At 63.5% G+C, this 12,056-nt stretch carries 13 protein-coding genes; 5 read left to right on the top strand and 8 right to left on the bottom strand.

What is annotated here, in order from left to right:
- Positions 1–26 precede the first annotated feature (26 nt).
- From AAFN84_RS11360 to AAFN84_RS11345, 4 genes are all read left to right on the top strand, one after another.
- Positions 27–413 carry a response regulator gene (locus AAFN84_RS11360; RefSeq protein ID WP_347514665.1) on the top strand — a complete coding sequence of 129 codons (387 nt, stop codon included), beginning with the start codon at positions 27–29 and terminating at the stop codon, positions 411–413.
- A 27-nt stretch (positions 414–440) separates the two neighbouring features.
- The gene (locus AAFN84_RS11355) at positions 441–677 is read left to right on the top strand and encodes a hypothetical protein (protein WP_347514664.1); all 237 of its coding nucleotides are present in this window, start codon (positions 441–443) and stop codon (positions 675–677) included.
- Entirely contained in the window at positions 674–3,415 is a 2,742-nt protein-coding gene (locus tag AAFN84_RS11350; protein WP_347514663.1) for a sensor histidine kinase, read from the top strand. The genes AAFN84_RS11355 and AAFN84_RS11350 overlap by 4 nt, the downstream gene beginning before the upstream one ends.
- 103 nt (positions 3,416–3,518) lie before the next feature.
- Positions 3,519–3,713 (top strand): hypothetical protein, encoded by a 195-nt coding sequence (locus AAFN84_RS11345; protein WP_347514662.1) that lies wholly within the window; start codon positions 3,519–3,521, stop codon positions 3,711–3,713.
- Between the two features lie 63 nt (positions 3,714–3,776).
- Here AAFN84_RS11345 and rpsU read toward each other — a convergent pair whose 3' ends face one another.
- From rpsU to cysG, 5 genes are all read right to left on the bottom strand, one after another.
- Positions 3,777–4,040 carry a 30S ribosomal protein S21 gene (gene rpsU, locus AAFN84_RS11340; RefSeq protein WP_347514661.1) on the bottom strand — a complete coding sequence of 88 codons (264 nt, stop codon included), beginning with the start codon at positions 4,038–4,040 and terminating at the stop codon, positions 3,777–3,779.
- Positions 4,041–4,247: 207 nt separating this feature from the next.
- Entirely contained in the window at positions 4,248–4,784 is a 537-nt protein-coding gene (locus tag AAFN84_RS11335; RefSeq protein WP_347514660.1) for a DUF934 domain-containing protein, read from the bottom strand.
- Between the two features lie 6 nt (positions 4,785–4,790).
- Entirely contained in the window at positions 4,791–6,461 is a 1,671-nt protein-coding gene (locus tag AAFN84_RS11330; protein ID WP_347514659.1) for a nitrite/sulfite reductase, read from the bottom strand.
- Between the two features lie 20 nt (positions 6,462–6,481).
- On the bottom strand, positions 6,482–6,790 hold the full coding sequence (locus AAFN84_RS11325; protein ID WP_347514658.1) for a DUF2849 domain-containing protein: 309 nt from the start codon (positions 6,788–6,790) through the stop codon (positions 6,482–6,484).
- Positions 6,791–6,807: 17 nt separating this feature from the next.
- On the bottom strand, positions 6,808–8,244 hold the full coding sequence (gene cysG, locus AAFN84_RS11320; RefSeq protein WP_347514657.1) for a siroheme synthase CysG: 1,437 nt from the start codon (positions 8,242–8,244) through the stop codon (positions 6,808–6,810).
- 205 nt (positions 8,245–8,449) lie between these two features.
- On the opposite strand from cysG, the gene AAFN84_RS11315 reads away from it, so the two are divergent.
- On the top strand, positions 8,450–8,902 hold the full coding sequence (locus AAFN84_RS11315; protein ID WP_347514656.1) for a host attachment family protein: 453 nt from the start codon (positions 8,450–8,452) through the stop codon (positions 8,900–8,902).
- A gap of 6 nt (positions 8,903–8,908) precedes the next feature.
- Here AAFN84_RS11315 and AAFN84_RS11310 read toward each other — a convergent pair whose 3' ends face one another.
- From AAFN84_RS11310 to AAFN84_RS11300, 3 genes are all read right to left on the bottom strand, one after another.
- The gene (locus AAFN84_RS11310) at positions 8,909–9,748 is read right to left on the bottom strand and encodes an alpha/beta hydrolase (RefSeq protein ID WP_347514655.1); all 840 of its coding nucleotides are present in this window, start codon (positions 9,746–9,748) and stop codon (positions 8,909–8,911) included.
- The gene (locus AAFN84_RS11305) at positions 9,745–10,842 is read right to left on the bottom strand and encodes a branched-chain amino acid ABC transporter permease (protein WP_347514654.1); all 1,098 of its coding nucleotides are present in this window, start codon (positions 10,840–10,842) and stop codon (positions 9,745–9,747) included. The genes AAFN84_RS11310 and AAFN84_RS11305 overlap by 4 nt, the downstream gene beginning before the upstream one ends.
- 205 nt (positions 10,843–11,047) lie before the next feature.
- Entirely contained in the window at positions 11,048–12,043 is a 996-nt protein-coding gene (locus tag AAFN84_RS11300; RefSeq protein WP_347514653.1) for a branched-chain amino acid ABC transporter permease, read from the bottom strand.
- Positions 12,044–12,056 lie beyond the last annotated feature (13 nt).

The following is a 12,056-nucleotide window of genomic DNA, read 5'->3' as shown; positions in this document are numbered from 1 at the left end:
TTGGAGGAAGGGAATGGAGGAGCAATTTGGCAATCGACGTACTGATAGCCGAGGACGAACCCAGCATTCTTGAAGCGCTTACCTTTGTCCTGGAACGGGCCGGATGGACGATTGGGGCGGTCACGGACGGTGAGGCGGTCATGGAGGCCATTCGACGCTCGCAGCCGCGTGTGCTGGTGCTCGACATCATGCTTCCAAAGCGCTCCGGGTTTGAGGTTCTCAAGCAGATCCGCGCCGACCGCAACACGCAAAGCCTGCCGGTGCTGGTCCTGACGGCCAAGGGCCAACAGCAGGACCGCCGCATTGCCGAGGAACTCGGCGCCGACAAGTTCGTCACCAAGCCCTATGCCAATGCCGACGTGGTCGACAGCGTACGCGCCCTGCTCGGCGAAACCGCTGCCCGCTCGGCCTGATGGCCTCGACAGCGCGGTGGTGAGAGCGTGACCCGCCGCAAGCTCGTTGGAGCAGCCTTTTTCTTCGCGCTTTTCGGAGCAATCGCCTTCCTCCCGCCGCTGGTTCTGCTGTTCCGCTTCGACGCGCGCATTCTCGGCGTCCCTATCGAAACCGTCTACATCTTCGTGCTTTGGACGCTGCTTGTCGGCGGCGCTCGCTGGTTCAGCCGTGCGCTTCCCAATGACGAGCCATCAGGGACGACCCAGGCGGATGGCAAGCCATGACGCTGACCGCCGATCTCGTCATCGCCACCGCGATCGCCTATGTCGGGCTGCTGTTCCTGATCGCCTTTCTCGGCGACCGTCACACCCGTGACCGGGCCGGCGGGTTCCTGCGCTCGCCTTTTGTCTACACGCTGTCGATCTCGGTCTACTGCACGAGTTGGACCTTCTACGGCGCGGTCGGTTCGGCCACCCGCAACGGCCTCGAATTCGTCACCATCTATCTCGGCCCCACCCTCGTCTTCATCGGCTGGTGGTTCATCCTTCGACGGCTCGTCCGCATCAGCCACGATCAGCGCATCACGTCGATCGCGGATCTGTTGTCCTCCCGGTTTGGCAAGTCGAGCCGGCTGGCCGTGCTGGTCACCGTGCTCGCGGTCATCGCGATCGCGCCCTACATCGCCCTGCAACTCAAGGCGATCACCTCGTCCATCGAGGCGATCGCGACGGCGTCGGAATTCGGCCGCGGCAGTCTGGAGGGATGGGACGAGGTGGGGCTCGCGCTCGGTGTGGCCGCGGGCATGGCGGTGTTCACCATCCTGTTCGGCACGCGCAACGTCGATGCCAAGGAGCAGCATCACGGGGTGGTTGCCGCGATCGCCCTGGAGGCCGTCGTCAAGCTGACGGCGCTCGTCGCCGTCGGCGTCTTCGTGCTCTATATCGGCGGCGGCCCGGAGGCGATCTTCGACAGCGCCGAAAGCGCCGGATTGAACATCCACGCCAGCGACACGTTCGGCGATCGCTGGATCGCGTCGTTGCTGTTGGCCGCCGCCGCCATCATCTGCCTGCCGCGCCAGTTTCAGGTGACGGTGGTGGAGAATTCCGACGAAAGCCACCTGCGCACGGCGAGCTGGGCCTTTCCGGGCTACATGCTGCTGATGAGCCTGTTCATCCTGCCGATCGCGCTGTTTGGGCTCACCACCATGCCGGCCGGCTCCAACCCGGACATGTTCACGCTGACGCTGCCGCTTGCGGCGGGGCAGGACGGGCTCGCGCTCTTCGCATTCATCGGAGGCTTTTCGTCGGCCACGTCGATGATCATCCTGGAATCGATCGCCTTGTCGATCATGGTTTCCAACCACATCGTCGTGCCGATCATGCTGCGCCTGACCTCGGACGACGGCATCGGCAACGGGCAGGGCGTACGCAGGCTGATCCTCAATGCCCGGCGGTTGTCGATCATCCTGATCCTGGGGCTCGGCTTCGCCTACTTTTACCTGACGCGGGAATCGGACGCCCTCGCGCCGATCGGGCTGATCTCGTTTACTGGCGTGGCGCAGTTCCTGCCGGCCATCCTCGCAGGGCTATTCTGGCGCGATGCATCGACCAAGGCGGCAATCGCCGCCGTCTCCGTCGGTTTCGTCATCTGGCTGTGGTCGAGCCTGATGCCGTCCTTCGCGTCGTCGTCGCCGATGGTCGCCATGATCATGGAGGAAGGGCCCGCGGGCATCGCGTGGCTGCGGCCGCAGGCGCTGTTCGGGCTCGACCGGCTCGATCCGCTTGCCCACGCGGTGTTCTGGAGCCTGTTTCTCAATACCACGGTGCTGATCGTGGGCTCACTCATTACCAACCAGTCGGCGCTGGAGCACGTCCAGGCAGCCTTGTTCCTCAACGTGTTCCGCCGGGCAGCCGGCGAAACGAGCCCGTTGCGCGGATCGGCGACAGCCGACGATCTATTCCTCGTCGCGCGACGAGTTCTGGGCCATGGCCGCGCGGTGGCGCTGTTTTCGGAGGAGGCCAAGCAGGCGCGAATGCCGTGGACGAGCCTGGAGCCGAGCCCGGCCTTCATTCACCGCCTCGAGCGCGAGCTCGCCGGATCGATCGGTGCGGCATCCGCACATGTGATGCTGTCCAAGGTGGTGTCCGGCGACGCCGTATCGCTGGAGGAAGTCATGCAGATGGCCGACGAGACGCAGCAGGCCATCGAACATTCGCAGGAATTGGAACGGACCTCCGCTGAATTGCGCGCCACGGCGGAAAAGCTGGAGATCGCCAACCGGCAATTGCGCAAGGTCGACCTTCAGAAGGACGAGTTCCTGAGCCAGGTGAGCCATGAGGTCCGCACGCCGATGACCGCCATTCGTGCGTTCTCCGAAATCCTGCTTTCAGAGCAGGACCTGGAAATGTCCGCCCGGAAGAGATTCACGGCGACGATCCACGCCGAGAGCTTGCGCCTGACGTCGCTCCTCGACGAGATTCTCGACCTGTCGGCGCTCGAGCGCGGCGAACGCCCGTGGGAAAACCGCCCCATTGATGCCGAGGAACCGCTGGAGCAGGCGCTGCGTGTATGCGACGCCCTGGCGCGCCAGAACAACACGTTGTTGCGCGCCGGCACGCGCGCGGCGAGTGCGCGCGTGTCCGCCGATCCCGATCGGCTGAGCCAGGTGCTGATCAATCTCATCGCCAACGCGATCAAGTACAATGGCGCCATAAAACCGGAGGTCGAGGTGCGGTCGCGCCTGGAAGGCACGAATTATGTCATCGAGGTCTCCGACAACGGGGCCGGCATTCCCCCAGAGGAAAGGCCGAGGATCTTCGACAAGTTTTATCGCGGCAGGCTCGGGGAAGCCGCGCCGTATGGTGGCGCCGGGCTCGGGCTTCCAATCAGCCGCGAGATCATCATGCGCATGTCAGGCAGGCTCGAACTTGTGCCGGACACGCATATCGGCGCTTGTTTCAGGGTCACCCTGCCGCTCATCGTGAGCGAGCCCGCCGTCCAGCCGGAAAAGCAGAAGATTTAATTAGAATTTTACCATAGATGCCCCGATATGGTCGCGAATATCAGGTTTTCGGAACCTTTTGCTGCGCACCATGGTTCTTGTACACAACGCGGAAACACGAACCATGACTGAAGAGAAGGCCAGCATGAAGCGGAAGGGAAGCCTCAAGGATTTGGTCCGCAAGGAACTCGGATCGGACACCAACCGACGCTTTCTCGGCCGCATGAAAGCCTTCAAGCTCGATGGTGATATTCCCGATCAGTTCAAATCGCTGCTTGGCGAACTGGACCAGGCAGAAAACGCGCGCTCGTCGCGCTGACAGCTGAAACGAAACCGCCGGCTCAAGGCCGGCGGGATCAAAAACTCACAATATCTGAAAATATCACGCCGCCTGCGAAGGGGCCGGACGCGCCGGACGGGCCGGCTTCTTCTTGGGGCCGGGCAGCAGGCCTTCGCGCTGCGCCTGCTTGCGGGCAAGCTTGCGCGCCCTGCGTACGGCCTCTGCCTTCTCGCGCGCCCGCTTCTCGGACGGCTTCTCATAGGCGCGACGCGCCTTCATCTCGCGAAAAACACCTTCGCGCTGCAATTTCTTCTTGAGAGCCCTGAGGGCCTGATCGACATTGTTGTCGCGTACGATGACCTGCAATGGATTTCCTGACTTCTAACGGGTTCGCCCGGCATGCGCTGAACATGAAGGACATGGGAGCGGATCGGGGTTCGATCCGGCGAAGCGGCGCAGGCGGTGAAAGTATGGACGGACGGTGCCTGTCCCGAATCCGGCGGGCGCCAAAAGCTGAACTCGATATAGAGCGCTGGCTGGCAGATGCAACCCCGAACGTCGGCCAGGCCGGTCTCAGACGGTCGCAACTCTCCGCCAGGAGTAGGCCGGACCGCCCGGTTCCTGCGTCGCGGCAGGCTGGTAATGAAAATCGATGCCGCCGACGCGCCCCTGCCCCAGCCGGGCGAGAGCGGTTTCGTTGGAGACCTCGAATTCGCTGAAACCGGTGCGCAACATCAGCGGGATCTGGTCGATGAGCACGTCTCCGGAAGCCCGGACGACACCCTCGTATCCGTGACGCTCCCGCAGCAATTGCGCCTTGGAATAGCTGCGGCCGTCGCTGAACGCCGGAAACGCCAGCGATACCAGCGCAACGGTACCAAGGTGCGGAACAAGAGCGTCCAATGCCTCGCCGGGCATGACATGCACCCCGATCCTGTCGCCCAGCCGGGACCGGGTCTCATCGTCGAGGGCAAGGAATGCGGCCAATGGCAGGATCACGCGGCTGTTGCCGGCAAGTGCATCGACGGTCTCGGCATGTGCCCAGTCGTCGTCACGGAAACCTTCATTGGTCCATAGACGGGTCGTGGCAGGCGTGGTGGTCTCGGTCATCTCAGCTCAGGCCGCCTTTGCTTCGTCGCCATACAGCGCCTGCTTGAAGGGTGCAGCCCCGAGGCGACGATACGCTTCAAGGAACGTCTCGTCAGGTCCGTTCCGCCATGCCAGATAGGTATCGACGACCGTCTCGATGGCGTCAGTGATCTCCTCGGCGGTAAAGCCGCGACCGATGATCTCTCCAATCGACGTATGCTCATCGCCGGAGCCGCCCAGAGTCACCTGATAGAGTTCGGTGCCCTTCTTCTCGACGCCGAGGATGCCGATATGGCCGACATGGTGATGGCCGCAGGCGTTGATGCAGCCGGAAATCTTCAGCTTCAGCTCGCCGATCTCCTCCTGCCTTTCCTGCGATGCGAACCGCTGTGAAATGTCCTGCGCGACCGAGATCGAGCGCGCATTGGCGAGCGCGCAATAATCGAGGCCCGGGCAGGCGATGATGTCTGTGATGAGACCGGCATTGGCCGTCTCCAGGCCTTGCGCGACAAGCTGGTCATAGACGGTCTTCAGGTCGGCGCGGGCCACATGTGGCAGGATCAGGTTCTGTTCGTGGCTGACGCGAATCTCGTCGAAGGCGAATTGCTCGGCAATATCGGCCACGGCCTCCATCTGCGCGTCGCTCGCGTCGCCCGGCGCCTCGCCGGTGCCCTTGAGCGAGATCGTCACCGCCGCGTAGTCGGGATGGCGATGCGTCGTGACATTGCGCTTGAGCCAGGCGTCGAAACCGCGATTGTCCAGCCGTGCCTGTCGCACTGCGTTCTCTCCCTCCGGACGAGACGGAAGAGCGGGCGGCGCGAAATAGGCTTCGATGGCGCGGACATCCGCCGACGGCAGCGTCAGTTCACCGTCCTTCAGTGCCTCGAATTCCTTCTCCACCCAGGCAGTGAGTTCCTCCGTACCCGTCTCGTGAACGAGAATCTTGATACGCGCCTTGTACTTGTTGTCCCGGCGCCCATTGAGATTGTAGACTCGCAGGATCGCGGTCGCATAGGCGAGCAGATCGCGCTCGGGCAGGAAATCCCTGATTTTCTTGGCGATCATCGGCGTACGCCCCTGGCCGCCGCCGACATAGACGGCAAATCCGAGCTCGCCGGCCTCGTTCTTCTTCAAATGCAGTCCGATGTCGTGAACCTGGATCGCGGCGCGGTCTCGTTCCGCACCGGTCACGGCGATCTTGAACTTGCGTGGCAGGTAGGAAAATTCGGGATGCACCGAAGACCACTGCCGCAGGATCTCGGCGTAGGGACGCGGATCTGCGACCTCGTCTGCCGCGGCACCCGCAAAATGGTCGGCAGTCACGTTGCGAATGCAGTTGCCGCTCGTCTGCAGCGCATGCATCTCGACGCTGGCCAGGTCGTCAAGGATCGCGGGAATGTCCGACAGTGCCGGCCAGTTGTACTGAATGTTCTGCCGCGTGGTGAAATGACCGTAGCCCTTGTCGTATGCGCGCGCGATATGCGCCAGCATGCGCATCTGCCGGGCGTTTAGGGTCCCATATGGGATGGCGACGCGCAGCATGTAGGCGTGGAGCTGGAGGTAGACGCCGTTCATTAGCCGCAGCGGCTTGAACTGGTCCTCCGTGATCTCGCCGGCGAGCCGTCGCTCCACCTGGTCGCGGAACTCGTCGACCCGGGCCTTGACGAAGCCGTGGTCGAACTCATCGTAACGATACATGCTGCTTGCCTTCCGGGTATTCAGGCTGCGACGGCGATCTGCGGCCGTGCCTGCTTGCCTAGGTCTGTCCGATTTGTGGGGCCTGCGGCCCTGATGCGCTCGCGAAGCCGCTGGGGAACGATGCTTCCCTCGACGATCGCGACGTCGATGAGATTGACATCGACGACTTCGTTCTTGACGAGCGCTGCCTTCCCGGCGCGCTCGAGTTTTTCCTCGGTCGCAGTGTCCTGCGCTACGTCCGCCGCCTCGATCGACGTCGCCCAGGAGTGGTCCGGCGCGAGCCACACGGCCTCGCCGTCCGTCAGCCGGTTTGCGGTCAATATCTTCATCGCAAGGTCCTTTCGGTTCAGGCCGCTGCGGCGGCTTCGATGCGCGCACGCAGGGGTTGGGACTTGTCGAAATTGGCGCCCGCCACGGCGTCACCGATGATCGTCATCACGGGGCCGGCCAGGTCGCTGCGATGCTGCAGCGCCGGCAGGTCGGCCAGCGTGCCGTGAAACATGCGCCGCGACGGAAGGCTCGCATTCTCGACCACCGCGACGGCGGTATCGGGCGACAGGCCGGCTTCGGCGAGATGTCTGGACACCTCGGACGCGTTCGTCCGGCCCATATAGATCGCCACGGTGGCGCCGGAGATTGCGAGCTTGGCCCAGTCCGGCAGCGACTTGCCCTTGAGGTCGTGACCGGTGGTGAAGACGAGCGATGACGACACGCCCCGCAACGTTAGTGGCAACTCGAAGTCTGCCGCGGCCGCAAGCGCGGACGTCACGCCCGGCACGATCTCGTGCGCGATGCCAGCGGCCCGCAGCGCCGCCATCTCCTCGCCTGCCCGTCCGAAGATCAGCGGATCGCCCGATTTGAGCCGGACGACGCGCTTGCCGGCGCGCCCCAGTTCGACCAGCAATGCGTTGATCTCGTTCTGGGTCTTCGAGTGGCAGCCCTTTCGCTTGCCGACGGCTATGCGCTCGGCGTCGCGGCGACCCAGCGACACGATCGCGTCGGGCACCAACGCGTCATAGGCGATCACGTCGGCCTCCATCAGTAGCCGATGGGCGCGCAAGGTGATGAGGTCTTCACTGCCGGGTCCGGCGCCTACGAGCGCGACATGGCCTTTCGGCGCTCCGGCGCGCGCAAACAGGGCGTCGACTGCATCGCCGGCACGCGCCTCGTCACCTGCTTCGATCGCGCGGGCGGGCTCACCGCCGAAGAAATCACGCCAGAAGCTGCGACGGGCGAAACCCTTTGGCAGGGCGGTCTCGACGCGCTCGCGCAGGCCGGCTGCGAGTGTTGCCAGACGCCCAAGCGAGGGCGGCAGCATGCGGTCGATGCGGGCGCGGATCATCTGTGCAAGCACTGGTCCCGCACCCTCCGTGCCTATCGCCACGGCAACAGGCGCGCGATTGACGAGGGCCGGCGTGAAGAAGTCGCAGAGTTCTGGCCGATCGACCGCATTCACCGGGATGCCGGCTTGCCTGGCGTCTGCGACGACCTGCATGTCGCGCGCTTCGTCCCCGGTTGCCGCGAAGACGAGCACGGCCTTCTCGAGGAACGCGAAGTTCCAGCCGGCATCGACGAGTTCGGCGTCATTGTCTGCCGCCCAGCGCACGAGATCGCTCTCCGGTCCGTCAGCGACGATCTGCAGTCGTGCCGCCGACTGGCCAAGCAGGCGCGCCTTGGCAAGCGCCTCCTCACCTTCGCCGACGATCACGACGGTACGGTCCTCCACCCGCATGAATACGGGGAAGGCGTTGAGCTTTGCAGTCTTGGCAGAGTTGGAAACCATGCGGCGATTGTCGCCGCGATCAGCCCTACTCTGAAGGCATGGTCTCGCGCGGCGTCGAAAGCCTTGGAATGTTTTTTCCTTCCACCGCAGTATGGCCGCAAGAGTTTTCTAGTGAACCGTTAGACACGCCGTGAATGCGGAACGCGCCGACACTGCAGCGCGTTGATGTGGCTCTAAGAACAACAACTGCGAAAAGGAGCAGGACATGTCCGGAATCAAGCTCGAGCACGACATCTGGGTCGTTGTCGCCGACGGGGAAAAGGCTCTGTTTCTTCGCAACGAGGGTGACGAGAAATACCCGCATCTCGAAGTGTTCCGTGAGATGAACGAGGACAATCCGCCAACCCATGATCAGGGCACCGACAAGCCTGGCCGCTTCGCGGACGGCGGAACAAGCGTCCACAAGAGCGCGGTCCAGGAGACCGACTGGCACCGCGTGGAAAAGGAGCGCTTCGCCAAGGAGATTGCCGCGCGCCTCTACAAGTCCGCCCACAAGGGAGACTTCAAGCGCCTGGTGATCGTCGCGCCGCCCTTGGTGATGGGCGAAATGCGAAAAGAATTGCACAAGGAAGTCGAGGACCGCGTCATCGCTGAGTTGCCCAAGACGCTCACCAACCACACCGTCGACGAGATCGAAAAGATCCTGATGAAGGGTTGAGGCCCTTCAGGTGCCAAGAAAATCCCTGAGCAGCGCGATCTCGGTCGCGCTGGCCAGGGTGGGTGCATGGCCGCAGTCAGGCATCACTTCCAGGCGCGGCCGTGGCCCTCGCCTGATCATTTCCTCCGCGATGCCCGCCGGCAGCACGTCGGAATGCTCGCCGCGGAAGAGCAGCGTCTTTGCCTCGATCAGATCATAGGCGTCCCAGACGTCGAGATCGCTCTTGTGGTGCGTGAACTGCGAGACGATCGCAGGGTCGTAATGCACCGTGATGCGGCCGTCGTCCGTGCGGCGTATGGATGTGTCCACCATGCGCCGCCAGAAGGCGTCGGTGTTCTTGCCGAAGGGCGCGTAGTTGTCCCGAAGCCAGGCCTCCATCTCACCAACCGTGTCGTAGACGGGCGGGTTTCCGACATAAGATGCGATGCGCCCTGTGCCTGCTTCCGGAATATCGGGTCCGATATCGTTGATCACGAGATGCGAGATTCGGCCCTTGAGGGCGTTGGCAGCAAGTGTCACGCCGATCAGCCCGCCCATCGAGGTTCCCACCCAGCGCAGATCGACGATGTCGTAGAAATCGAGGATGCCGAGCGCCACTTCGCCGAAGGTGCGATAGGAATAATCCTGCGTGTAATCCTTCGCCCAGCTCGAAAGCCCCCGCCCCAGCGTGTCGGGGCAGATCACGAAATAGGTGTCGGACAGCGCCGCAGCCGCCTCGTCGAAGTCTCGCCCGGTGCGCGCCAGGCCGTGCCACATCACGAGCGCGGGATTGCCGGGGTTGCCCCACTCCGTGACATGAACTTCGAAGCCGGCAGCGTTGACGTAGGTGGAGCGTGGTGTGGTCATTTGTGTCCGCCCTTGCCCATGAGGGTGCCTGCGATGCCCGCCGGGAAGAAGTAGACGAGCAGGATGAAGATGACCCCGAGCCAGAGCAGCCAGCGGTCGGGATTGAGAAGGTCCGGCAGAAGCGGCACATCGCTCACCGCGGACGCGCCGGCCGCCATCACGTCCTTCAAGTAGAACTGCGCCAGCGTCATGATGACGACGCCGATCACTGCGCCGACCATGGTTCCCATGCCGCCGATGACGACCATCAGCAGGATGTCGATCATGATATCGAACGACAGCGCGACGTCCGGCCCGGTGTAGCGCAGCCAGACGGCGCGCAGGATTCCCGCCAACGCGGCAATCAGCGCGGCGATGCAGAAGATGGCGGTTCGGTAGGCGACGACGCGATAGCCGATCGCTTCCGCGCGCATCTCGTTTTCACGGATCGCCTCCAGCACGGTACCCAGCGGCGAGGCGATGATGCGCAGCATCGTCAGGAACAGCAGAAGCGAGGAGAGAAAGACGAAATAGTAGAGTGCGAGCCTGCCATTGGCGGCGACACCGAAGATGCGCAGCGCCTTGCCGTCGGCGTCCTCGATCAGTGTATTTGCAGGCGAGAAGAAGCGTGGAACCGTGTAGGTCATCCCGTCCTCGCCGCCGGTGAATTCCGATAGCTGGCTCGCCAGCACCATCATCACCGAAGCTGCCGCCAGCGTGATCATGGCAAAGAAGATCGCCTTGACCCGCAGCGACAGCAGGCCGATCAGCACCGCGAGCACCAGCGCGGCAACCACGCCGAGCGAACCGCCGACGAAAATCGAGCCGAAGCTCGCTCCCATCGTCTTGAGCGCGATGGCGGTGCCATAGGCGCCAAGGCCAAAGAACATCGTGTGAGCGAAGGAGACGATGCCGGTATAGCCGATCAGCAGGTCGTAACTCGCCACCAGCACGATGAAGACGCAGATCCGCGCCGCGACTTCCTGCGCCCGCACATCGGGAAACAGGAACGGCGCGAACATCAGCAGCAGGCCGACGGCAAGGACGATGCCGTAGACGAGAAGACGGCCGGCGGTGAGGCTGTGCGGGGTGGAGGAGACGATGGTGGTGGTCATCCGTGCCTCCCGGGATGCAGCCGCTCCGTCGCGCCCCCCTCTGTCCTGCCGGACATCTCCCCCACGAGGGGGGAGATTGGATATCGTTTCCGCTTTCGCCAATCGTCGACGATCGACGAAAGCCTCGGTGCAGGCTGATCTCCCCCCTCGTGGGGGAGATGTCCGGCAGGACAGAGGGGGGCAACGTAGAGAACCACCATGCCCATCACCCCTTCACCGCCGGCTTCAGGCCGACGGGCCGCCATAGAAGAATCGCCATCATCAGGATCATGTTCGATGCCAACGACATCTTCGGGAACAGGAAGGCGACATAGTTTGCCATGAGTCCAACGAGGATGGCGCCCAGCAGCGAGCCTTCGATCGACCCCAGCCCGCCGATGATGACGACGATGAAGACGAGGATCATCATTTCCGACCCGATCGCGGGCGTGATGATCCCCTGATAGCCGGCCCACATCGCCCCGCCCATGGCCGCAAGCGCTGAGCCGGCCATGAAGACGGCGATGAACAGCCGGTCGATGCGGAAGCCGAGCGCCTCCACCATCTCGCGGTTCTCCACACCGGCACGGATCAGCAGACCTATGCGTGTGCGGTTCAGCGCGAAGTGCATGGCCACGTAGATCGCCAGGCCGAGCAGGAAGGCGAAGATGCGGTAGACCTCGATCGACACGTCCCCGAAGACGAGCGAGCCGGTCAGCACGGCGGGGCGGGGCACGGGCAGGGGCGATCCGCCCCACACCATCAGGATGATCTCTTCGGCGACGATCAGCGCCCCCATGGTGATGAGGATCTGGCGCAGATGGTCCTTGTAGACGGGCTTGACGATGATCCGCTCGAAAGCCCAGCCCGCCAGCGCTCCGAACGCGGTGGCCGCAGCAATCGCGCATATCAATGCGGCGACGTTCATCACGGCGCTGTCGCCCGTTACCCACACGCCCAACGAGGCAAGCACGCTGGCCGCGATGAAGGCGCCGAACGAGACGAAAGCGGAATGACCGAAATTCAGCACGTCCATCAGGCCAAAGATCAGCGACAGTCCCGAGGCCATCAGGAAGATCATCATGCCCATCGCGAGCCCCGCCATCGTCAGCGTGATCCAGGTCGACGGCCGCCCGATCAGCAGGAATGCGATCAGGCCCAGAACGACCGGCAACAGCATGACGCCGCCGAAGCGCTCGAAGGTGGTGGATAGGGATTTCATCGCTGCCGTCTCC

Origin of the sequence: Mesorhizobium sp. CAU 1741 (assembly GCF_039839275.1) — a bacterium.
Lineage (GTDB): Bacteria > Pseudomonadota > Alphaproteobacteria > Rhizobiales > Rhizobiaceae > Aerobium.
Note: the sequence above shows the minus strand (reverse complement) of the source record. Positions and strands in the feature narration are given on the sequence as shown.

Coding starts and splice junctions, on each gene's coding strand:
- AAFN84_RS11330 (WP_347514659.1), bottom strand. CDS start 6,461: ATGTATCGTTACGATGAGTTCGACCACGGCTTCGTCAAGGCCCGGGTC.
- AAFN84_RS11310 (WP_347514655.1), bottom strand. CDS start 9,748: ATGACCACACCACGCTCCACCTACGTCAACGCTGCCGGCTTCGAAGTT.
- cysG (WP_347514657.1), bottom strand. CDS start 8,244: ATGGTTTCCAACTCTGCCAAGACTGCAAAGCTCAACGCCTTCCCCGTA.
- AAFN84_RS11345 (WP_347514662.1), top strand. CDS start 3,519: ATGACTGAAGAGAAGGCCAGCATGAAGCGGAAGGGAAGCCTCAAGGAT.
- AAFN84_RS11325 (WP_347514658.1), bottom strand. CDS start 6,790: ATGAAGATATTGACCGCAAACCGGCTGACGGACGGCGAGGCCGTGTGG.
- AAFN84_RS11350 (WP_347514663.1), top strand. CDS start 674: ATGACGCTGACCGCCGATCTCGTCATCGCCACCGCGATCGCCTATGTC.
- AAFN84_RS11300 (WP_347514653.1), bottom strand. CDS start 12,043: ATGAAATCCCTATCCACCACCTTCGAGCGCTTCGGCGGCGTCATGCTG.
- AAFN84_RS11305 (WP_347514654.1), bottom strand. CDS start 10,842: ATGACCACCACCATCGTCTCCTCCACCCCGCACAGCCTCACCGCCGGC.
- AAFN84_RS11335 (WP_347514660.1), bottom strand. CDS start 4,784: ATGACCGAGACCACCACGCCTGCCACGACCCGTCTATGGACCAATGAA.
- AAFN84_RS11315 (WP_347514656.1), top strand. CDS start 8,450: ATGTCCGGAATCAAGCTCGAGCACGACATCTGGGTCGTTGTCGCCGAC.